The organism is Streptomyces albireticuli, from assembly GCF_021228125.1.
Lineage (GTDB): Bacteria > Actinomycetota > Actinomycetes > Streptomycetales > Streptomycetaceae > Streptomyces > Streptomyces albireticuli.
In genome coordinates, this window is sequence record NZ_JAJQQS010000022.1 from 135828 (window position 1) to 158071 (window position 22244).

At 73.3% G+C, this 22244-nt stretch carries 18 protein-coding genes; 13 read left to right on the forward strand and 5 right to left on the reverse strand.

Translation table 11 applies throughout. The features are described from left to right. Nucleotides 1-98: 98 nt before the first annotated feature. A complete protein-coding gene (locus LUZ64_RS31630; RefSeq protein ID WP_170116671.1) occupies nt 99-626 on the forward strand; it encodes an RICIN domain-containing protein in 528 nt (175 codons plus the stop codon). Between the two features lie 21 nt (nt 627-647). Here the strand turns inward: LUZ64_RS31630 and LUZ64_RS31635 are convergent, their stop codons facing one another. Beyond that, on the reverse strand, nt 648-1193 hold the full coding sequence (locus tag LUZ64_RS31635; RefSeq protein ID WP_372472055.1) for a GNAT family N-acetyltransferase: 546 nt from the start codon (nt 1191-1193) through the stop codon (nt 648-650). 234 nt (nt 1194-1427) lie between these two features. Here LUZ64_RS31635 and LUZ64_RS31640 point away from each other — a divergent pair, with 234 nt between their 5' ends. From LUZ64_RS31640 to LUZ64_RS31655, 4 genes are all read left to right on the forward strand, one after another. Beyond that, entirely contained in the window at nt 1428-3980 is a 2553-nt protein-coding gene (locus LUZ64_RS31640; protein ID WP_095579331.1) for a DUF4118 domain-containing protein, read from the forward strand. 88 nt (nt 3981-4068) lie between these two features. Beyond that, a complete protein-coding gene (locus LUZ64_RS31645) occupies nt 4069-4758 on the forward strand; it encodes a response regulator (protein ID WP_095579330.1) in 690 nt (229 codons plus the stop codon). A 146-nt stretch (nt 4759-4904) separates the two neighbouring features. Beyond that, nucleotides 4905-5303, forward strand: a complete 399-nt coding sequence (locus tag LUZ64_RS31650; RefSeq protein ID WP_095579329.1) for an OB-fold nucleic acid binding domain-containing protein — start codon at nt 4905-4907, stop codon at nt 5301-5303. A gap of 3 nt (nt 5304-5306) precedes the next feature. Next, entirely contained in the window at nt 5307-6119 is an 813-nt protein-coding gene (locus LUZ64_RS31655; RefSeq protein WP_095579328.1) for a DUF3159 domain-containing protein, read from the forward strand. Between the two features lie 91 nt (nt 6120-6210). Here the strand turns inward: LUZ64_RS31655 and LUZ64_RS31660 are convergent, their stop codons facing one another. Further along, nucleotides 6211-6888 carry a potassium channel family protein gene (locus tag LUZ64_RS31660; RefSeq protein ID WP_095579327.1) on the reverse strand — a complete coding sequence of 226 codons (678 nt, stop codon included), beginning with the start codon at nt 6886-6888 and terminating at the stop codon, nt 6211-6213. Beyond that, nucleotides 6885-7553 carry a potassium channel family protein gene (locus LUZ64_RS31665; protein WP_095579326.1) on the reverse strand — a complete coding sequence of 223 codons (669 nt, stop codon included), beginning with the start codon at nt 7551-7553 and terminating at the stop codon, nt 6885-6887. The genes LUZ64_RS31660 and LUZ64_RS31665 overlap by 4 nt, the downstream gene beginning before the upstream one ends. A 513-nt stretch (nt 7554-8066) precedes the next feature. Between LUZ64_RS31665 and LUZ64_RS31670 the strand changes: the two genes are divergently transcribed. Next, entirely contained in the window at nt 8067-9293 is a 1227-nt protein-coding gene (locus tag LUZ64_RS31670; protein WP_232390457.1) for an IS701 family transposase, read from the forward strand. Nucleotides 9294-9439: 146 nt separating this feature from the next. Here LUZ64_RS31670 and LUZ64_RS31675 read toward each other — a convergent pair whose 3' ends face one another. Then, nucleotides 9440-11443: a helix-turn-helix domain-containing protein gene (locus LUZ64_RS31675; RefSeq protein ID WP_308251449.1), complete on the reverse strand. Its 2004-nt coding sequence runs from the start codon at nt 11441-11443 to the stop codon at nt 9440-9442. Between the two features lie 283 nt (nt 11444-11726). Between LUZ64_RS31675 and LUZ64_RS31680 the strand changes: the two genes are divergently transcribed. Together LUZ64_RS31680 and pabB are read left to right on the forward strand one after the other, a co-directional pair. Continuing rightward, complete coding sequence (locus tag LUZ64_RS31680) at nt 11727-12467, forward strand: methyltransferase domain-containing protein (protein WP_170116670.1); 741 nt, start codon at nt 11727-11729, stop codon at nt 12465-12467. A gap of 29 nt (nt 12468-12496) precedes the next feature. After that, entirely contained in the window at nt 12497-14599 is a 2103-nt protein-coding gene (gene pabB / locus LUZ64_RS31685; RefSeq protein ID WP_095579324.1) for an aminodeoxychorismate synthase component I, read from the forward strand. Nucleotides 14600-14732: 133 nt separating this feature from the next. On the opposite strand, the gene LUZ64_RS31690 is transcribed toward pabB, so the two are convergent. Then, nucleotides 14733-15848 carry a transaldolase family protein gene (locus LUZ64_RS31690; RefSeq protein WP_170116669.1) on the reverse strand — a complete coding sequence of 372 codons (1116 nt, stop codon included), beginning with the start codon at nt 15846-15848 and terminating at the stop codon, nt 14733-14735. Between the two features lie 330 nt (nt 15849-16178). On the opposite strand from LUZ64_RS31690, the gene LUZ64_RS31695 reads away from it, so the two are divergent. The 5 genes from LUZ64_RS31695 (at nt 16179) to aroA (ending at nt 22218) form a co-directional block, all read left to right on the forward strand. Next, complete coding sequence (locus tag LUZ64_RS31695) at nt 16179-17351, forward strand: 3-deoxy-7-phosphoheptulonate synthase (RefSeq protein ID WP_095579322.1); 1173 nt, start codon at nt 16179-16181, stop codon at nt 17349-17351. Between the two features lie 83 nt (nt 17352-17434). Next, nucleotides 17435-18112 carry an isochorismatase family protein gene (locus LUZ64_RS31700; RefSeq protein ID WP_095579321.1) on the forward strand — a complete coding sequence of 226 codons (678 nt, stop codon included), beginning with the start codon at nt 17435-17437 and terminating at the stop codon, nt 18110-18112. Next, nucleotides 18109-19992, forward strand: a complete 1884-nt coding sequence (locus tag LUZ64_RS31705; protein WP_095579320.1) for an anthranilate synthase family protein — start codon at nt 18109-18111, stop codon at nt 19990-19992. Before LUZ64_RS31700 ends, LUZ64_RS31705 begins: the two co-directional genes overlap by 4 nt. Continuing rightward, the gene (locus LUZ64_RS31710) at nt 19989-20474 is read left to right on the forward strand and encodes a transketolase-like TK C-terminal-containing protein (RefSeq protein ID WP_095579319.1); all 486 of its coding nucleotides are present in this window, start codon (nt 19989-19991) and stop codon (nt 20472-20474) included. Before LUZ64_RS31705 ends, LUZ64_RS31710 begins: the two co-directional genes overlap by 4 nt. A 454-nt stretch (nt 20475-20928) precedes the next feature. Continuing rightward, on the forward strand, nt 20929-22218 hold the full coding sequence (gene aroA / locus LUZ64_RS31715; RefSeq protein WP_095585045.1) for a 3-phosphoshikimate 1-carboxyvinyltransferase: 1290 nt from the start codon (nt 20929-20931) through the stop codon (nt 22216-22218). The last annotated feature ends 26 nt before the right edge of the window (nt 22219-22244 follow it).

Here is a 22244-nt window from a genome sequence, read left to right on the forward strand (position 1 = left end):
CCGGTGGGCAAAGCGGGATCCGGGATCTATTATCAAGATCAACTTCGGTACCCCCGGCCGCAGTGATCCCTGATGACATCTCGCGAAACAGAGGAAAAATGAAGATCACCGCCAAGGTCGCCGGCATCGCCGCCGCGGGTGCCGCGCTCGTCCTGATGACGCCGGCCGCGGGGCACGCCGACACCCAGGCCCGCCAGTACCTCGTCAACCACCACAGCAACCAGTGCCTCCAGGTCACCGACGGGCAGAACGGCACGCCCGCCATCCAGGGGTACTGCGAGATCGGCACCAAGGCGCAGTGGAAGATCGAGCGCGTCAGCGGCAACGACTTCCGGATAGTCAACGTCCTGTCCGGCAAGTGCCTGGAGATCGCCGACTCCCGTAAGGACAACGGCGCCCCGGCCCAGCAGTGGACCTGCGTCAACGGCGTCGACACCCAGCTCTGGCGGTTCGACGTCATGAACGACATCACGCCCGTCATCAACAAGAACAGCGGCAAGTTCCTGGAGATCGACAACTCCAGCGTCCGGCCGGGCGCCCGTGCCCAGCAGTGGGCGGAGGCCGTGACGGCCCCGGGCCAGCAGTGGCGCGCGCCGGAGGTCCCGGCCGGCCGCCAGGTCCGCTAGCCGACGCGGGGCCGGGGGGTGTCACCAGACGTCCCCCGGCCGCCAGTCGCACACCAGTTCCCCGTCCAGGTCGAGCTTCGCGGTCAGCGGCCGGACGTAGAGGTAACCGTCCTCCTCCTCGGTGCGCCGGATCCCCGTGGGGGACAGCACCGAGGACGGGCCGCGCCACAGCCGCCAGCCGCGACCGGTGTACAGCGGCGCCGCGTCCTCCGCCGCGCCGAGCGCCCCCAGCTCGTACGCCCCGTGCCGCAGCACCCGCTCCAGCTCCGCCATCACGGCCGAGCCCACGCCCCGGCGGCGACGGTCGGCGCGGACCGCCACGGCCTCCACATAGCCGGTGCGCAGCGCCCGCCCGCCGTGCAGCAGCCGCCGCTGCACCACCGCGCCGTGGCCGATCAGCTCGTCGCCGTCCCGGACCAGGACGTGCACCCCGCCCACCGAGTGGTCCCAGTCGTCGTCGGAGAAATCGCCCTCGAACGCCTCGTCCAGCAGGGCCCGGACCGCGGCGAGCTCCTCCCCGCCGAGCTGCGAGGTGTGCGCCGTGCGTACGTCAGTCATGGCCGTCATGCTGCCAGAGGGCGGATCCCGCGAGCACGCCGTTATCCGCGCGCCGTACAGGCCCGTGGCACGCCGGGTCACGGGTGCCGGGCGTCAGAACCGCGTCAATACCTGCGGCGTCACCACCTCCCGCCCCAAATGTCCAAAACGTTGGCCGTATGGTCAACAGAGCGCGACGATGTCGTACCTCGGGACGGAGAACCGGCCCGAACACCGTCACGATTCGTGAAAGACAATGGGGCCATGGGACGCGGCAAGCTTCGGATCTACCTCGGTGCGGCACCGGGTGTCGGCAAGACCTACGCCATGCTCTCCGAGGCGCACCGCCGCATGGAGCGCGGCACCGACGTCGCCGTGGGCTTCGTGGAGCACCACAACCGGCCCCGGACCGAGGTCATGCTGCACGGCCTGGAGGAGGTGCCCCGCCGCGAGCTCGGCTACCGGGGGACCGTCTTCACCGAGATGGACGTCGACGCGCTGCTCGCCCGCCGCCCCGCCGTCGCCCTGGTGGACGAGCTCGCGCACACCAACGTGCCGGGCTCCCGCAACACCAAGCGCTGGCAGGACGTCGAGGAACTCCTCCAGGCCGGCATCGACGTCGTCTCGACCGTCAACATCCAGCACCTGGAGTCGCTGGGCGACGTCGTCGAGTCGATAACCGGTGTCCGGCAGCGCGAGACCGTGCCCGACGAGGTCGTGCGCCGGGCCGACCAGATCGAGCTCGTCGACATGTCGCCGCAAGCGCTCCGCCGCCGGATGGCGCACGGCAACATCTACAAGTCCGACAAGGTCGACGCGGCCCTCTCCAACTACTTCCGCCCCGGCAACCTCACCGCGCTGCGCGAGCTGGCCCTGCTGTGGACCGCCGACCGCGTCGACGAGTACCTGCGGCAGTACCGCACCGAGCACAGCGTCTCCACCATCTGGTCGGCCCGCGAGCGCATCGTCGTCGGCCTCACCGGCGGCCCCGAGGGCCGCACCCTGATCCGCCGCGCCTCCCGGATGGCGGCCAAGGGCTCCGGCAGCGAGATCCTCGCCGTCTACATCGCCCGCAGCGACGGGCTGACCTCGGCCTCGCCGAAGGAGCTGGCCGTCCAGCGCACCCTGGTCGAGGACCTCGGCGGCACCTTCCACCATGTGATCGGGGACGACGTGCCCGCTTCGCTGCTGGAGTTCGCCCGTGGGGTCAACGCCACCCAGATCGTGCTCGGCTCCAGCCGCCGCAAGACCTGGCAGTACATCTTCGGCCCCGGCGTCGGCCAGACCGTCGCCCGCGACTCCGGACCCGACCTCGACGTCCACATCGTCACCCACGAGGAGGTCGCCAAGGGCCGCGGCCTGCCCGTGGCGCGCGGCGCCCGGCTCGGCCGCCCCCGGATACTGGCCGGCTGGATCATCGGCGTGGTCGCGCCCGCGCTGCTGACGCTCGCGCTGACCGCCCTGGAGAACGGCCCCGGCCTCGCCAACGACGTCCTGCTCTTCCTCTTCCTGACCGTCGTCGCCGCGATCCTCGGCGGCCTGCTGCCCGCCCTGGCCTCCGCGGCCATCGGCTCGCTGCTGCTCAACTACTACTTCACCCCGCCCACGCACAGCATCACCGTCCAGGACCCGAAGAACTTCGTCGCCATCGTGATCTTCTTCGCGGTAGCGGTGTCGGTCGCCTCCGTCGTGGACGTCGCCGCCCGGCGCACCCACCAGGCGGCCCGGCTGCGCGCCGAGTCGGAGATCCTCTCCTTCCTCGCGGGCAGCGTCCTGCGCGGCGACACCAGCCTGGACGCCCTGCTGGAGCGGGTCCGCGAGACCTTCGCCATGGAGTCCGTCGCCCTGCTGGAGCGGGCCAGCGAAGTCGACCCCTGGACCTGCGCCGGCAGCGTCGTGACCAGCACGGGCAAGCCCCTGCTGCGGCCCGAGGACGCCGACGTCGACATGCCCGTCGGGCACAACATGGCCCTCGCCCTCTCCGGCCGGGTGCTGCCCGCCGAGGACCGCCGGGTGCTGGCCGCCTTCGCGGCCCAGGCCGCGGTCTTCCTCGACCGCCAGCGGCTGGTCGGCGAGGCCGAGCAGGCCCGCCAGCTCGCCGAGGGCAACCGCATCCGGACGGCCCTGCTCGCCGCCGTCAGCCACGACCTGCGCACCCCGCTCGCCGCGATCAAGGCCGCGGTGACCTCGCTGCGCTCCGACGACGTCGCCTGGTCCGAGGAGGACGAGGCCGAGCTGCTGGCCGGCATCGAGGAGGGCGCCGACCGCCTCGACCACCTCGTCGGCAACCTCCTGGACATGTCCCGGCTCCAGACCGGCACGGTCACACCGCTGATCCGCGAGATCGACCTCGACGAGGTGGTGCCGATGGCCCTCGGCGGCGTCCCCGAGGGCAGCGTCTCCCTGGACATCCCGGAGTCGCTGCCCATGGTCGCCGTCGACCCCGGGCTGCTGGAGCGCAGCGTCGCCAACATCGTCGAGAACGCCGTCAAGTACAACCCTGACGGCCGGCCCGTCCTCGTCGCCGCCAGTGCCCTCGGCGAGCGCGTGGAGGTGCGCGTCGCCGACCGCGGCCCCGGTGTCCCCGACAGCGCCAAGGACCGCATCTTCGAGCCCTTCCAGCGCTACGGCGACGCCCCGCGCGGCGCCGGGGTCGGCCTCGGCCTGGCCGTCGCCCGCGGCTTCGCCGAGGCCATGGGCGGCACGCTCGCCGCCGAGGACACCCCCGGCGGCGGGATGACCATGGTCCTCACCCTGCGGGTCGCCGCCGGCCGCCCGCCCGTACGCCCGGACCTGCCCGCCCAGGCCACCTCATGACCCCGGCGCCGCACCGTACGGACAGACCCACAGAACCGGACACCGGGCCCAGCGGATGGGCCCGGACGAACAGCAGAGGTGGTTACCGATGAACCGGGTGCTCGTGGTGGATGACGAGCCGCAGATCGTCCGCGCTCTCGTGATCAACCTCAAGGCGCGGAAGTACGAGGTCGACGCGGCTCCCGACGGTGCCACCGCCCTCCAGCTCGCCGCCGCCCGCCACCCCGACGTGGTCATCCTCGACCTCGGCCTGCCCGACATGGACGGCGTCGAGGTGATCAAGGGCCTGCGCGGCTGGACCCGGGTGCCGATCCTGGTCCTCTCGGCCCGCCAGACCTCCGACGAGAAGGTCGAGGCGCTCGACGCCGGCGCCGACGACTACGTGACCAAGCCCTTCGGCATGGACGAGCTGCTCGCCCGGCTCCGCGCGGCGGTGCGGCGCGCCGAGCCTACGGGGGCGGCCGCGGCCGGGGACGACGCGATCGTCGAGACCGAGGTCTTCACGGTCGACCTCGCGGCCAAGAAGGTCAACCGCGAGGGGCGGGACGTCCGCCTGACGCCGACCGAGTGGCACCTGCTGGAGGTCCTGGTCCGCAATACGGGCCGTCTCGTCAGCCAGAAGCAGCTGCTCCAGGAGGTCTGGGGGCCGTCCTACGGCACGGAGACGAACTACCTGCGGGTGTACATGGCACAGCTGCGGCGGAAGCTGGAGCAGGACCCCTCGCACCCGAAGCACTTCATTACTGAGCCGGGGATGGGATACCGGTTCGAGGTGTGAGGCGCGGCGTGGGTGCGGCCGGGGGTTCGGGGGTTGCCCCCGAGGGGTGCGGCATTACGGAGCCGGGGATGGGGTACCGGTTCGAGGCGTGAGCGGCGCCCCTCCGGGCGTACGCCCGTCCGGGGGGCCACCGGTACGCTGGAGGCATGAGCGCCGTACCCCGTCCCGAGAAGCCGACCGGCCGTTTCCGCCGGATGCTCGACCGGCTGTCCACCTCGCAGGAGGACCTCCACTCCGCCGAGCTTCAGCAGGACGCCGAGGCCGTGGGCTGCACGAAGATACGTGACTGCGACGACCGTCAGATAGTGAAGGTCACCGGTACGCTGCGGACGGTCACGCTCCGTCCCCGGGCCGGGGTGCCCGCCCTGGAAGCCGAGCTGTTCGACGGTTCGGCCGCGCTCGACGTGGTGTGGCTGGGGCGCCGTTCCATCGTCGGGATAGAACCCGGCCGTAAGCTGATCGCCTCCGGCCGGATCTCCATGAGCCGCGGCCGCAGAGTGCTGTTCAATCCCAAGTACGAACTCCGACCGCTCGGACAGGAGTAGCGGGTGACGTCTCCCGACAAGCCGACCGACCAGCGAGGGCAGGGCACCGGCGGTGGCGCCGATGCGCGATCGGCCACGGAGGCCGCCCTGTTCGAGGCGTTCGGCGGGGTGCGGGGCATGGTCGAGACGACCGTCCCCGGCCTCGTCTTCGTCGCGATCTACACCGTCAAGCGCGACATCCACATCGCGGCCATCGCCGCGCTCGGCCTTTCCCTGCTGCTCGGCATCGCCCGGCTGCTGGGCAAGGACACCCTCAAGCACGCCTTCAGCGGCGTCTTCGGGGTGGCCTTCGGCGCCGTCTTCGCGATGATGTCCGGTGACGCCAAGAACTTCTACCTGCCGGGCATGCTCTACAGCCTCGGACTGGCGGTGGCGTACATCGTCACCTCGCTCTTCGGCTATCCGCTGCTCGGCCTGATCCTCGGCCCGGTGTTCAAGGAGAACCTCTCCTGGCGCACCCGCAACCCCGGCCGCAAGGCCGCGTACACCAAGGCCAGCTGGGCCTGGGGGCTGATCCTGCTCGCCAAGTCGGCGATCCTCTTCCCGCTCTACTGGTGGGGCGACGTCACCCAGCTGGGCTGGGTCAAGGTGGCCCTCGGCATCCCGCCGATGCTGCTCTCGGTCTATCTGACCTGGATCTTCCTGGCCAAGGCGCCGCCGCCCATCGACGTCTTCGCGGAGATGGAGGCGGCGGAGGCCGCCGAGCGCGAGAAGGCGGAGGCGGAAAAGGCGGGCACGGAGAAGGCCGGCGAGCCGCTGCTCGTGGGCGAGGCCCAGGGCGAGGCGGCCGACCACGCGGCGCCGCCGCGCCACTGACCGGACGCCACCGCGCCACACGAAGCCGGGAGGCCCGGGAACCCTCAAGGGTTCCCGGGCCTCCCGGCTTACGCGCGTCCGGTACGGAGCCTCAGTCGGAGACGTCCTCACGGCGGACCGACAGCAGGTCCTCCAGCTGCTCCTCGCGCGCGGGGGCGGCGACGAAGAGCAGCTCGTCACCGGCCTCCAGCGCGTCCTCCTTGCTGGGGGTCAGCACCCGGTTGCCACGGATGATCGTGACCAGCGAGGTGTCGTCCGGCCAGTCCACGTCGCCGACCCGGGTGCCCGCCAGGGCGGACTCCGGCGGCAGCGTCAGCTCCACCAGGTTGGCGTCGCCCTGGCTGAAGCGCATCAGACGCACCAGATCGCCGACGCTCACGGCCTCCTCGACCAGCGCCGACATCAGGCGCGGCGTGGACACGGCCACGTCCACACCCCAGGACTCGTTGAAGAGCCACTCGTTCTTCGGGTTGTTCACCCGGGCCACGACCCGGGGCACGCCGTACTCCGTCTTGGCGAGCAGCGACACCACCAGGTTGACCTTGTCGTCACCGGTGGCGGCGATCACCACGTTGCAGCGCTGGAGCGCCGCCTCGTCCAGCGAGGTGATCTCGCACGCGTCGGCCAGCAGCCACTCCGCGAGCGGCACCCGCTCCACCGAGATGGCCGTCGGGGCCTTGTCGATGAGCAGGACCTCGTGCCCGTTCTCCAGCAGCTCGCCCGCGATGGAACGGCCCACCGCGCCCGCGCCCGCAATAGCGACCCTCATCGGTGTCCCTCCTCGGGCCCCTGCGCGAACGCGGCCTCGACCTTCTCGACCTCGTCGGTGCGCATCATCACGTGCACCAGGTCGCCCTCCTGCAGCACCGTCATGGACGTCGGCAGCATCGCCTCGCCCAGCCGGGTGAGGAACGCCACCCGCACACCGGTCTCGTCCTGGAGCCGGCTGACCTTGTGACCCACCCAGGCGTCCGAGGCGGGCACCTCCGCGAGCTGCACACCACCGCTCGGATCGCGCCACAGCGGCTCCGCGCCGGACGGCAGCAGCCGCCGCAGCATCTGGTCGGCCGTCCAGCGGACGGTGGCCACCGTCGGGATGCCGAGCCGCTGGTAGACCTCGGCGCGCCGCGGGTCGTAGATACGGGCCGCGACGTTCTCGACGCCGAACATCTCCCGGGCCACCCGGGCCGCGATGATGTTGGAGTTGTCGCCGCTGCTGACCGCCGCGAAGGCGCCGGCCTCCTCGATGCCCGCCTCGCGCAGGGTGTCCTGGTCGAAGCCGACGCCGGTCACCCGGCGGCCGCCGAACCCGGAGCCCAGGCGGCGGAAGGCCGTCGGGTCCTGGTCGATCACGGCGACCGTGTGCCCCTGCTGCTCAAGGGTCTGCGCCAGGGCCGAGCCCACTCGCCCGCAGCCCATGATCACGATGTGCATGTCGATTACCCCGTGCTCCGGACGACCGCGCTGACCTGCACCAACAACCTGCTCACATCTTCCCTTGTTGTTCTCGGGTTCCACTCACGGGCCCGCGAGAGCTTTCCGCTCGCGTAACGACGCGATGCGCCTGCCGCGGTACGAAACCGCTTCGGCGCACAGGACCACCGTATCCGCTGCGCAGCGCCACGCTGAGACCCCCGTCCGCCGACTGGCCCCGTACCCCCTCCCACCGGGGCCCCGCACCGGGCTCGTACCCGCCGGGCGGCGCCCGTACCCGCCGGGCCGGTACGGGCCCGGCCGGATCCCGGGGCGGCGCCCATGGTGGTGCGGGCACACCCGAGGGCCCCCGCGAGGCCCTCCGGCCGGGCCCCGGAGCGCCGGAGTGGTGGTGGGAGCACCACGGGAGACCGCACGCGGGTGCGCTGCGCACCTGTGCGCGAGGGGGTGCCCGCACGCACCGTGGAAGAGCCACCCAGCAGCGCGTCCACGAAGCCGAGATGGGGGATTCCGATGAGTGGTGTTGCTCTCTCCACACGGACCGGTCAGCGGGTACGGCCCGTACCGGCCTACGCCGAGACCCGGGACATGGTGCTCGCCGAGCTGTGCGCCGCGCTCTTCGCCTCGCTGCCCCGCAGCGACCAGCGGCGCCGCGGCGAGGCGTACGTACGCGGCTTACTGGGCGCGCGGGGGCGCAAGTCCATCCGCAACATCGCGGCGCTGACCGGCGGCCAGGCGGCCGAACAGAGCCTGCACCACTTCATCTCCAGCTCCACCTGGGAGTGGGCGCCGGTGCGCCGCGCCCTCGCGCACCACCTCACCCGGGTCTCGCCCCCACAGGCATGGGTGGTCCGTCCCATGGTCATCCCGAAGGCCGGCGACAACTCCGTCGGCGTGGACCGGCGCTTCTGCCCCGCCGTCGGGCAGGTGCTCAACGCCCAGCAGGCGGTGGGCGTGTGGGCCGCGTCCGCCGAGCGCGCCACACCCGTCAACTGGCGGCTGCACCTGTCGGACGCCTGGCTGGCGGACGGGCCGCGCCGGAACCAGGCGTCGATCCCGGACTCGGTGCGGCCGGAGACGCTGGGGGAGTGCACGGTCGAGGCGTACCTCGGGATGATGCGGGACTGGGGGCTGCCGCTGCGCCCGCTGGTGCTGGACGCCCGGGAGGCGGACGCGCCGGCCGCCCTCCAGCGGCTGCGCGCCTGCGGGGTGCCGGTGCTGGCCCGGGTCAGCAGCTCGCTGCGGCTGGTGGTGGCGGACCCGGCCGTGCCCGGCCGGAGCCCCGAGGCCCTGCCCGCGCACCAGATCATGGGGGCCGCCCGCGATATGCGCCGCCCGGTCATGTGGCGCGACCACGGCCCGGCGCGGACCGTGCGCACGGCGCTGACCGCCGCCGTACGGGTGGGCCTGCCCGTGCACCGCGCCGCCCCCGGGCAGCCCGTGCGCCGCCGGGACCTGCTCCTGCTGGGCGTCGGCGAGAACGGCCGGCAGTGGCCCGCCGAACTGTGGGTGACGGACATGCCGAACGTGCCGCCCGCGGCGCTCGTCCGGCTGGGCAAGCTCATCGACCGGGTCGACCGGGACTTCACCGAGATCGCCGACGAGGTCGGCATCCGGGACTTCGCGGGCCGCTCGTTCAGCGGCTGGCACCGGCATGTGACGCTGGCCTCCGCGGCCCACGCGGTCGCCGCGCTGACCGGCCGCTTCGAGTCCGGCCTGCGGCTGGAGCACGTCTCCTGACCGCCGTGTCCGCCCGCGCGCCGGTGCCGCGCCCCCCGGCCCTAGCCGGCCGACGTCCGGCCCGTCCGGCGCCCGAGGGGACCGCCGGGAGGGCGGAGAGGACGAGCGCGCCGGTCCCGGGTCCCGCGTCCCCTGGTCTTCCGGTCTCAGGTCTCCCGGCCCTCGGCCGGACCCGCGCCCTCCTCGGCCGCGGCCCGGTCCGGCCGGCGCAGGCTGTGCCGGACCCGGAAGACCCGCAGCGCCAGCTGGACCTCCAGCGCCCGGTCGGGCTGCTGCCACTCCGGGCCCAGCAGCTCGCTGATCCGTTCCAGGCGACGGGCCACCGTATTGGGGTGCACATGAAGCTTCTTGGCCGCGTTCGTCGGGCTGCCGCCCGCGTCGAAGTACGTCTCCAGCGTGCGCGTCAGATCCGTGAACCGCTGCTGGTCGTAGTCGATGACCGGGCCGATGGCCGAGTCGACGAACCCCTCGACGTCATGGTTGTCCGAAAGCAGCACTCCGAGGAAGCCCAGTTCCCGCACCGAGGCCGAGCGGCCGGTGACCCCGAGCGAGGTCATGGCGTCCAGGCAGCGCAGCGCCTCCTGGAAGCCGTGGTGGACGGGGACCGTCCCCGTCATCGGGCCCGCCGAGCCGACCGTCACCGGGTGGCCGAGCAGCGGCGACAGCTCCGCGGAGACCGCGCGGGCCGCGCCGCCCGCGTCGGTGCCGGGCAGCAGCAGCACCGCGCAGCCGTTGTGCATGCTCTTGAGCCCGCTCAGCCGGTGCGCGTACGAGGCCGCCCAGATCGCCATCTTGCCGCGCGCGTCGCCCTCGGGCCGGGCCACCACCAGCACGTGCGGCTTGCTCAGGTCGATGCCGAGCCGGCGGGCGTGCTGCTCCAGCTGGTGCGGCGGGCGCTGCGGGCTGGCCAGCAGATCGCCCAGGAAGTCGTCGCGCACCTGCCCCTCGGCGATCGCCGTGCGCCGGCTCTCCACCAGCAGCTGGACGGCCACGACCTGGGCGACGAGGCGCAGCAGCCGCTCGTCCTGCACCGCGTCCGGCCGGTCGGGGCGCAGCAGCAGGGTGCCGAGGTTCCCGGTGCCGGCGGAGATCGGCACCGCCCACAGGCCGCCGCCGTGGAGGGCGACGGGCTCGCGGGCGGCGTGGGCGTCCATGGTGGCCAGCACCAGCGCGGACTCGGCGGGGTCCGCGGGGCCGTCCGGGGCTCCCGGCCGGCCGGTGGCGCCGGTCATGTCGCCCGCGGTGGTGAGGATGGTGCCGTTGGCCGCGCAGACCTGCACGGCGGCGCCCAGCTCCTTGCCGGCCGCGCGGGCCAGCGTGTCCAGGTCGCAGTCGCCGAGGACCAGCTGCATCAGCCGGTGCTGGGTGTCGCCGAGCTCCTGGGCACCGCGCAGCCCGGCCTCGACCTGGCCGGCGTACCGCTCCAGCTCGCCGACCAGGGCCGTGCTGCGGTCCAGCAGCTCGGCCTTCTCGATGGCCACCCCGGCGAGGTCGCCCAGCGAGCTCAGCAGGGCGATCTCGTCGGTGGTGAAGTGGCGGACCTTCCGCTCCGCCACGTAGAGCGTGCCGAACGGCCGGGCCCCTCTGCTGAGCGGCACCGCGAGGATGGCGTGCAGTCCCTCGGCCCGGACGACGTGGTCGACCTCGCCGCTGTGGTGGATGCGCTCGTCCGCGAGGTAGTCCGGGCTCCAGAACGGCGACGGCTTGGTCATGACGACATGGCCGAGACCCGTGCCGCTCGGCAGCCGCAGTCCGATGTTGAGCGCCGTGGTGTGCCCGTCGGAGGCGCGGACGCTGAAATGGCGCTGGTCGTCCTCGTACATGCCGATGTACGCCATGTCCACGGCGAGGAGCAGCCGGGCGCGCCGGAGGATCACCTGGAGCAGGGTGCCGACGTCGTGCGGGGTCGCGAGGTCGCGCGCGGTGTCGACGAGGGCGGAGAGGCCGGCTTCCCGCTGATGGTGCCGTTCCGTCAAAGTCCGTATGCTGAGGCCGAGTTGCTTGGCCCGTTCGAGTTTCGCCAGCTCGTCGGGGCCGGCTCCGGTGCGTCGCCGGGCCTCGGTCAGCGCCTCGTATTCATGTGCCGGGGCCTCGCCGGCCAAAAGCTCCAGCATGGCGAATATGCCGTCCTCGGCCCTGCCATGTGACACGATGCCCCCCCGGGGTCCAGCGCGCTGCCGCACGGATGAGCCACGGCACGGTATGCCGGGAAGCTATGCACCCCGGCAGTGGTGCGTCAACCACGACCGATCAAGCTATGCGAGGCATCCGTGGGCCGCAAGCCGGGTCGCGTCGGACCGATGGTGTCCGGACCACCGCCGTCTGCCGCTGGTGTGTTACTGGATCACCTTCCTGTAAACGCCCTTTATAGGTGAAGGTTGATGAACACCCGGCGCCTTGCCGGGAGTTGTCGCCGATTCCGGGGGGATCAGGATGCTGGAGACGCGGGACTACAGGCTCTCGCTCGAGCGTAGCCGTGCGGCGCTGACAAGGAAGGACCGGCCGTCGACTTTCCCGATGTGCGGGCGTGAGTGGGAGCTATTACCGGAGGTGTTTGCTCCGATTTACTCGCCGGCGACGAGGATTGCCCTGGAGTTCCTGGGTCTCGACGAATGGGTGGGAGTTCCGCGTACGGGATCGATGCTGGAGATGGGCTGCGGTACCGGAATCATCGCGGTGACGAGCGCGCTGGCCGGCTGTGACCGGGTGGTCGCCGCCGACATCCACCCCGCCGCCGCGTTGAACGCCTCGGTGAACGCGGCCCGGCACGGGGTGCTCGACCGCGTCCGCGGTGTGCGCAGCGACCTGTTCGACGGAATCGACGGGAACGAACGCTTCGACACCATATTCTGGCACTCGAATTTCGTGCTGGCCCCGGCGGACTACCGCCCGCGCACCCTGCACGAAATCGCCTATGTGGATCCCGGCTATGCCGCGCACCGGCGCTTCCTGGCCGAGGCGACCGACCGGCTGACCCCCGGCGGTTCGGTGTTGCTGCACTTCAGCACCCGGGGCGACGTCGCGGCCCTGCTGCGTATCGCCGGTGAGGAGAACCGCCGGCTGCGGGTGCTCAAGAGCGCCGTGCGGCATGAGGGCGAGCACGAGGTCGAACACCTGCTGATAGAGGTGACACCGGCGGAAGTGCCGGTCCGTCCGGCGGTGTTCGTCCGATAAGCGGTCGTCCGATAAGAGGGGGGAAGCTTGTGCGCACCTTGCTCGTCGACAATTACGACTCGTTCACCTATAACCTTTTCCATTATCTCGCCGAGGTCAACGGCCGGGAACCCGAGGTCGTCGTCAATGACGATCCGGCCTGGCGGACGGAACGCCTCACCGCGTTCGACAACGTCGTCCTCTCGCCCGGCCCGGGGAATCCGGAACGGGCCGCGGACTTCGGGATCTGCCGGGAGATCGTCGCGACCGGCGGGCTGCCGACCCTCGGCGTCTGCCTCGGCCACCAGGGCATCGCAAGCGTGTTCGGTGGCGAAGTGGGGCGCGCCCCCGAGCCCTACCACGGACGCGTCTCGCCCGTCCTGCACCATGGAACCGACCTGTTCCGGGGACTGCCGTCCCCCTTTCGGGTCGTGCGCTACCACTCCCTCGCCGTCCACGCCCTGCCACCCGGGCTGGAGGAGACCGCCTGGACCGCCGACGGCGTCGTCATGGGCCTGCGCCACCGTGAACTCCCCTTGTGGGGAGTGCAGTTCCACCCGGAATCCGTCACCAGCGCCTACGGGCACCAGCTCCTGCGCAACTTCCGCCGGCTGACCGAGGAACGCGGCCGAGGCGGCGTGCGCCGCCTCGCGCCACCGGCCGTCATCCCCGCCGCGGTGGCCCCGCCGCCACCGGCCGTCCCGCCGGCGCCCCGCCGGCTGCGGGTCCTCGCCGCCGCCCTGCCCACCCGGTGGGAGGACGAGACCGTCTACGACCACCTCTTCCGCCGGGGCCCGCACAGCTACTGGCTCGACAGCAGCCGCCGCGACGACGGCCAGGGCCGGTTCTCGATCATGGGCGACGCCTCCGGGCCGCTGTCCCGCGTCGCCTCCGCCGACGTCGAGAGCAGCACCGTCACCGTCCGCTCCCGGCACACCACCGAGGTCGTCACCGGCGCCTTCCTCGACTGGCTCGACCGCGACCTGCGGGCCACCCGCACCGCCGCCCCCGACCTGCCCTTCGGCTTCGCCCTGGGCTGGGTGGGCTACCTCGGCTACGGACTCAAGGCCGAGTGCGGCGGCGACCTCGCCCACCTCGCCGAGGAACCCGACGCCACCATGGTCTTCGCCGACCGGGCGCTCGTCTTCGACCACACCACCGCCACCACCCACCTGCTCGCCCTCGCCGAGGACGGCGACGAACGCGCCGCCCGCTCCTGGATGGACGCCACCGCCCGCAGGCTCACCGCGCTCGCCGGGGCGCCGCCCCGACCCACCGAGCCCCCCGCGCCCCTCGGCGCCCTGCGTCTGCGCCACGACCGCACCGCCTACCTCGGCCTGATCGACGAGTGCCGGCGGGAGATCGCCGCCGGCGAGACCTACGAGGTCTGCCTCACCAACATGGCGGAGGCGGCGGGCCGGGTGGACCCCTGGAGCGGCTACCGCTTCCTGCGCCGCACCAGCCCCGCGCCCTTCGGCGCCCTGCTCCGCTTCGGCGACCTGTCGGTGCTCAGCACCTCGCCCGAGCGCTTCCTCCGCGTCGACCGCGAGGGCCTCGCCGAATCCCGCCCCATCAAGGGCACCCGCCCCCGCGGCGCCACCCCCGAGGAGGACGCCGCGCTCGCCGCCGACCTCCGCACCAGCGAGAAGGACCGCGCCGAGAACCTGATGATCGTCGATCTCGTCCGCAACGACCTCGGCCGCTGCGCGCGGGTCGGCACGGTCGAGGCGAAGGAGATCTTCCAGGTCGAGAGCTACGCCAAGGCCCACCAGCTGGTCAGCACCGTCCGCGCCCGGCTGCGCCCGGACGCGAGCACCGTCGAGTGCGTCCGCGCGGCCTTCCCGCCCGGCTCGATGACCGGCGCGCCCAAGATCCGCACCATGCGGGTCATCGACCGGCTGGAAGCCGGCCCGCGCGGCGTCTACTCCGGCGCCATCGGCTACTTCTCCCTGACCGGGGCCGCCGACCTCAGCGTGGTCATCCGCACCGCGGTGATCACACCGGGGCGGGTCCGCTACGGCGTCGGCGGCGCGATCATCGCCCTCTCCGACCCCGAGGAGGAGTACGAGGAGACGGCCGTGAAGGCGGCGCCCATGACCGCGCTGGCCGGCACGGACTTCCCCGAGCGGCGGTACGGCTCCGTACGGGTCTGAGCGCGCGCCCGGACGAGCGGCCGGGTACGGGGCCGGGCCCGCACCCGGCCCCGTACCGCCGCTCCGGGCGCCACGGGCACCCCGCCCGGACGGGCCGGGACCCGTCCGGGCCGGCGGCCGGCCGGGCACCGGATCACCCCCGCGGGCGGCGCAGCCGGTCCTCGACCGCGCCGCGCAGCGCCCGCCAGGAGGAGACGAGCCGGTCCACGCCGTCCGCCTCCAGCTTCTTCGCGACCTCCTCCAGCGACACCCCGCGCCGCTCCAGCCCCGCCACCACGGCGCGGGCCGCCTCCGCCTGGCCCGTGAGCGTGTCGCCCTGGAGCCGGCACCCCCGGGCCACCGCCTCCAGCGTGGCCTCCGACATCGCGCTGACCGTGCCCCAGGCGACCAGTCCCGCCACGTACGGCACGCCCGGCGCCGGGTCGGCCGGTGTGCTCACCTCCCACATCAGGCGCTGCGGGTGCGCATGCGCCGCCGCCAGGATCCGCCAGCGCTCACTGCCGAGCCGCTCCTCGTACAGCCGGTACACCAGCCGGGCGACGGCCACCGCGGCCGTGCCCGGCGCGGCCGGCACCGCCCCCGGGCCGAGCGCGCGCAGCCGTGCGTCGATCTCGGCGTCGAGGCGGGCCACGGGCAGCGACGCCAGTGAGGAGATCGCCGCCGGATCACGGCCCGCGGCCAGGGCCCGCTCCAGCCCGTCGAAGTAGGCGTCGACGACCTGCTCGTAGCGGCGCACCGAGAAGATCTCCGTGACGTGCACCCCGATGCCCCGCGCCAGACAGTCCCCGACCGCCGTGATGCCCTCGTCCGTCGCCGGGATCCTGACCAGCGCGTTCGGCCGGCAGGCCGCCCGGTTCAGGGCCACGGCGGCCACCACCGTGGCCCGCGCGTCGTGCGCCAGGTGGGGGTCCAGGTCCATCGACACATGCCCGTCACGGCCCCGTGTGGAGTCGAAGACCGGCCGCAACTCGTCGCAGGCGGACCGCAGATCGTAGGCGCACAGCGCCTGTACGGACGTGTCCAGCGGCACCGAACGGCAGGCCAGGTGGGACAGCTGCTGCCGGTAGGCCGTGCCCCGCGCCATGTCGGCCGCCAGCGCCCGGGGATTCGACGTCGCCCCGCGCACCCCGGCCTCCCGCACGAGGGCCGTGAGCCTTTCCGGGGCGAGCAGTGACCGGCACAGTCCGTCGAGCCACGGTGAGACGCCTTCCGCGAGCAGTTCGCGTAGTACCTCACCGTCTGAAATCACCGTGCGCTCTCCCATGAGGCGTTGCCCCCTCTCCGGGCCGGTCGCGGAAATGGATAGGGCGGAGGGCACGACAGTAAAGCGGATACGCGACCCCGCCGAACAGTCCGCGCTTACTCCGTCACATTGGCGTGATCGCGGACTTGACAGCGATCTGATGGAGTCCCGCTCAACTGACGAAGTGAGCGTGCCGCCATTGGCGGAACGCGAGGCCCCGCCGGACGATCGGGAACCCCCGCACCCCGTAGCGAAGGGAGTTCCGAACCCTGCCACCTCCTTGGTTCCACCCCTGTTTGAGAGCGGTCCATTAACGAAACGCTTTTGGAGTCATCCGTGAACGACGCTCTGCTCGCCACCCGTCTCAAGCCCGCGCTGCAGCAGCCCGATTGGAGTGATGCCCCTCAGATCCGGCGAGTCCGCGACGAACTATCCTCCCGCCCCGCGCTCGTACGCTCCGCCGACGTACGGACCCTGCGCGCCCACCTCGCCCAGGTCGCCCGTGGCGAGTCGCAGGTGGTGCAGGCGGGCGACTGCGCGGAGGACCCGGCGGAGTGCACCTCGGGCTACGTGGCCCGGAAAGCGGGCCTTCTCGACGTCCTCGCGGGTGTGATGAAGATGATCACGCACAAGCCCGTGGTGCGGGCGGGCCGGATGGCGGGCCAGTTCGCCAAGCCCCGGTCCCGCCCCACCGAGGTCGTCGGCGGCGCCGAACTGCCGGTCTACCGCGGCCACATGGTGAACAGCCCCGAGCCGCATCCCGAGCGCCGCCGCCCGGACCCGCAGCGCCTCCTCTCCGGCTACCTCGCCGCGGGCGAGGCGATGAGCCACCTCGGCTGGCTCGCCCCCGCCCGCCGCTCGGGCGTCTGCCCGCCGGTGTGGACGAGCCACGAGGCCCTGCTCCTCGACTACGAACTGCCCATGGTCCGCGCCGACGAGACCGGACGCGCCCTCCTCACCTCCACCCACTGGCCGTGGATCGGCGAGCGCACCCGGCAGGTCGACGGCGCCCACGTCGCCCTCCTCGCCGAGGTCGCCAACCCGGTCGCCTGCAAGGTCGGCCCCACCATGGACCCCGCCGAACTCCTCACGCTGTGCGAGCTCCTCGACCCGGCGCGGGAGCACGGCCGGCTCACCCTGATCGCCCGCATGGGCGCCGACGCCGTCTCCGAGCGGCTCCCCGCGCTCGTCGAGGCCGTACGCGCCGAGGGCCACCCGGTCATCTGGCTCACCGACCCCATGCACGGCAACACCGTCACCGCGCCCGACGGGCTCAAGACCCGGCTGCTCGACACGGTGGTCCGCGAGGTCCGCGGCTTCCAGTGCTCGGTCAGGACCGCGGGCGGCGTCGCCGGTGGCCTGCACCTGGAGACCACCCCCGAGGACGTCACCGAGTGCGTACGGGACGAGTCCGGGCTCGCGCACGTCGGCGACAAGTACACGAGCTTCTGCGACCCCCGGCTCAACCCCGCCCAGGCCATCGAGGTCGTCTCGGCCTGGCAGGGCTGACGCGCGGGGGACCCGGCCGGCCGCCCCCGGCCGCCGGGCCCCGGGGACCACCGGACGACCGAGAGCGAAGGAGAGGAACTTCCATGGCTGGCATCCCCCCGATAGAGCCGTACCCGATGCCCACGGCGGGCGACCTGCCGGAGAACACCGCCCGTTGGACGGTGGACCCGGCCCGCGCGGTCCTGCTCCTCCACGACATGCAGCGCTACTTCCTGGCCCCCCTGCCCGGCGGCGTCCGCGACGACCTGGTGCGCCGCACCGCCCTCCTCCGGGAGAGCTGCGCGGCGGCCGGCGTGCCGGTGGCGTACACGGCGCAGCCGGGCGGGATGAGCGAGGAGCAGCGGGGCTTGCTGAAGGACTTCTGGGGGCCGGGGATGCGGGTGGACCCCGCCGACCGGCTGGTCGTGGACGAGGTGACCCCGCGGACGGGCGACTGGGTGTTCACCAAGTGGCGCTACAGCGCCTTCTTCCGCTCCGGGCTGCTGGCCCGGATGCGCGCGACCGGCCGGGACCAGCTGGTGGTGTGCGGGGTCTACGCGCACGTGGGCGTGCTGATGACGGCCGTGGAGGCCTTCACCAACGACATCGAGACGTTCCTGGTGGGCGACGCGGTGGCGGACTTCTCCGCCCGCTACCACCACCAGGCCCTCACATACGCGGCGGAGCGATGCGCGGTGGTCACCACGGCCGAGGACCTGGTGACCGACCTGGCCGCGGCCCCGGGGGCCACGGCGGCCGACCTGGAAGGAGCGACGGCATGAGCACGGGCACGGGAGACCTCCTCGGCCGGATCCTGGGCGGTGACGTACCGGCGTACGCGCTGGTCCACCGCCCGGAGGCCACCGGGCCGGGGGCCATGGACGTCCTGGCGGGCGAGGTGTCGGCGCCGGCGTCCCTGGCCGACGTCCGGCTGCCCGCGCCGGGCGGCGCGGGGCACGAGGCGCTGGTGGTGGTCCCGTACCGGCAGATCGCCGAACGGGGCTACGCGTGCGCCGACGACGGCGCCCCGCTGCTCGCCGTGAACATCACCGACCAGGCCGTCCTGCCGGTGGCGGAGGTGCTGGGCCGCATCCCGGAGACCCGGATCCCCCTCTCCGGAGGGACCTTCGACGTGCCGGACGAGGCGTACGCGGACATCGTGCGCCGGGTGATCGCGGAGGAGATCGGCACCGGCGAGGGCGCCAACTTCGTCATCAAGCGGTCCTTCACCGCGGAGATCACCGGCTACGGGCCCGAGCACGCCCTGACGTTCTTCCGGCGGCTCATGGAGCGCGAGTCGGGCGCGTACTGGACGTTCCTCGTCCACACCGGTGACCGCACCTTCGTGGGCGCCACCCCGGAGCGGCACATCAGCGTCCGGGACGGGGTCGCCGTGATGAACCCGATCAGCGGCACCTACCGCTACCCGGCGGCGGGGCCGAACCTGCCGGAGGTCATGGACTTCCTCGCCGACCGCAAGGAGGCCGACGAGCTGTACATGGTCGTCGACGAGGAACTGAAGATGATGGCCCGGATCTGCGCCGGCGGCGGCCGGGTCGTCGGCCCGTACCTCAAGGAGATGGCCCGGCTGGCCCACACCGAGTACTTCATCGAGGGCCGCACCGGCCGCGACCCCCGGGAGATCCTCCGCGAGACCCTTTTCGCGCCGACCGTCACCGGCAGCCCCCTGGAGTCCGCGGCCCGGGTCATCGACCGCTACGAACCCCTCGGCCGCGGCTACTACAGCGGCCTCGTCGCCCTTATCGGCCAGGGCCGCGCGGGCACCCGCGAACTGGACTCGGCGATCCTCATCCGCACCGCGGACATCGACCGGGACGGCCGGGTGCGGATCGGGGTCGGCGCCACGCTCGTACGCCACTCCGACCCGGACTCCGAGGTCCTGGAGACCCGGGCCAAGGCCGCCGGGCTGATCTCCGCGCTCAAGGACGACGGTGGCGGCCGCTTCGGCCGCCACCCCCGCGTCCGCGCGGCACTGGAGGAGCGCAACAGCGCGATCGCCGACTTCTGGCTCGCCGGACCCGACGCCCGCGCCCGCACCCGGCCCGTGCTCGAAGGCCGGCGCGTCCTGGTCGTCGACGCCGAGGACACCTTCACCTCGATGATCGACCACCAACTGCGGTCACTGGGACTGGAGGTGACCGTACGGCGCTTCGACGAGCCGCACTCCTTCGACGGGCACGACCTGATCGTCATGGGCCCCGGCCCCGGCGACCCCCGCGCCGCCACCCACCCCAAGATCGCCCACCTGGACGCGGCGATCGCCACCCTCCTCGACGAGGGCCGCCCCTTCCTCGCCGTCTGCCTCAGCCACCAGGTCCTCAGCCTGCGCCTGGGCCTGGAGCTGCACCGCCGCGAGGTCCCGAACCAGGGCGTCCAGCGCGGGATCGACCTCTTCGGCAGCCCCGAACGCGTCGGCTTCTACAACACGTTCACCGCCCGCAGCACCACGGACACGGTCCCGTACGGCACCACCGGCACCGTGGAGATCAGCCGCGACCCCGCCACCGGCGAGGTGCACGCCCTGCGCGGCCCCCACTTCGCGTCGGTGCAGTTCCACGCCGAGTCCGTGCTCACCCAGGACGGGCCGCGCATCGTGGGGAACCTGCTCGCCGGCCTCGTCGGAAAGGTGCCCGTCGCATGAGCCCCACCGTCACACGGCCGCCGGAGCCCCCGCCGCTCACCGCCGCCGACCGGGTCGCCCGGGGCGGCTACGTCCTGGCCGAGGCCGAGGCGGCCGGCCGGACCCGCGACCCCGACGTCGTGCTGGTCGCGGGCGGGACCGAGGTGCCCGTCGCCCTGGACGCCCGCCGGATCCTCCAGCGCGAGGGCATCGCCACCCGTGTGGTGGCCATGCCCTGCGCCAGGTGGTTCCACGAGCAGGACCCCGGCTACCGCGAGGCCGTCCTGCCGCCCGGTGCCCGCGCCACCGTCTCCGTAGGCACGGGCACCGCACTCGGCTGGTACCAGCTCCTCCGCCCGGCACGCGAGACCGTCGGCCTGGACGGCGCCGGGGCCTTCGCCTCGTACCGCGCTCTGTACGAGCAGGGCGGGCTGACCGCCCAGCGGGTCGCGGCGGCCGCCCGCGCGGGACTCGCCCGCGGGCCGGGCGGGAGCCGCCGGTGACGGGGGGGGCGGTGCCGGGTGACCGGCCGCGGTAGGCGTCCCGGCGCGGTCCCGGTACCGGTTCGCCGATGGTTCGTCGGCCGCGCTGATCCGCCGGGTCGCGCTGATCCGCCGGGTCTCGGCGGCCGTCCGCGGGACCGACCCGCGGACCGGACGGTAACCGCCGGTGACCGGGGACGCCCCTCGTCCTGCCGACGGCCCGTCGACCGCGCTTGCGCCGCGCCGCGGCAGGGCCCGGTCCCGGGCCAGGAGCTCGGCGAGCCGGAAGGGCGGCCGACGGCCCGTCGGCCGCGCTGATCCGCCGTCGGCGGGTCTCCGGCCTCGTCTCCGCCCCGGCGTTCCCCGTCCGGGCGGTCATGCCGGGCCGTCCCGCGCGACCCGGTCGGCCGAAGCCGCCGCCCCCGCTCCTGCCCACCCTCCCTGCCCTCCCCACCCTCCCCGACCAGGAGACGTCATGACGACCTGGCAGCCGTCCGCCACCGCGCTGACCGCGCGGATCCCCGGCTCCAAGAGCATCACCAACCGCGCCCTGCTGCTGGCCGCCGTCGCCCGTGGCACCACAGGGGTGTGGGCGCCCCTCGTCAGCGACGACACCGTCGCCTTCCGCACCGCCCTCACCGCCCTCGGCGTGACCGTGCGCGGCGCGCCCGGCGACCGCTGCTGGGAGGTCACCGGCACCGGCCGCGGCCCCACCGGGCCCGCCCGCGTCTGGTGCGCCGACGCGGGCACCGCCGCCCGCTTCCTGCCGCCGTTCGCCGCCACCGGGCACGGCGAGTTCGTCTTCGACGGCTCCGCCCAGCTGCGCGCCCGGCCGCAGCGTCCCCTCGCCGACGCGCTCGTACGCCTCGGTGCCTCCGTCCGCCCCGCCCCGGAGGACGGCCCGCCGCTGCACCTCGACGCCACCGGCCTCGACGGCGGCAGGCTCGTCCTCGACTCCTCCCTGAGCAGCCAGTACCTCAGCGGCCTGCTGATGGCCGCGCCCCTGATGCGCGCACCGCTCACCGTCGACGCCCCCCGCCTCGTCAGCCGCCCCTACCTCGACATGACCCTGGCCCTCATGCGGCACTTCGGCGCCGACGTCACCGAGGGCCCGCACGGCCGGATCACCGTACGGCCCGGCGGCTGCGCCCCCGCCGACCTGGTCGTCGAACCGGACGCCTCCACCGCCTCCTACGTCTTCGCCGCGGCCGCCGTCACCGGGCGCGCCGTCACCGTGCCCGGCCTCGGCACCCACAGCGTCCAGGGCGACCTGCGCTTCGTCGAGGTACTGCGCCGGGCCGGAGCCCGGGTGGAGGTGGGCGACGGCGCCACCACGGTCGCCGGGGCCGGACCGCTGCGCGGCGGCTTCGACATCGACATGGGCGACATCTCGGACACATTCATGACGCTCGCGGCCATCGCCCCGCTCGCCGACGCGCCGATCACCGTGCGCGGCGTCGCCCACGCTCGGCTCAAGGAGTCCGACCGGGTCGCCGCCGTCGCCGAGAACCTCCGCGCCTGCGGCATCACCTGCGAGGAGGGCCCCGACCGGCTCACCGTCCACCCCGGCACCCCGCGGCCCGCCCGTATCGCCTGCCGCCGCGACCACCGGATCGCCATGGCCTTCTCCGTGCTCGGCCTGGCCGCGCCCGGCACGCTCACCCTCGACGACCCCCACTGCGTCGCCAAGACCTTCCCCGGCTTCCACGCCGAGCTGCACCGGCTCTTCCCGGAGCACACGCTCCCGCCGGGCGGCCCCCGTTGAACGCCCGTACGCACCTCCCCTTCACC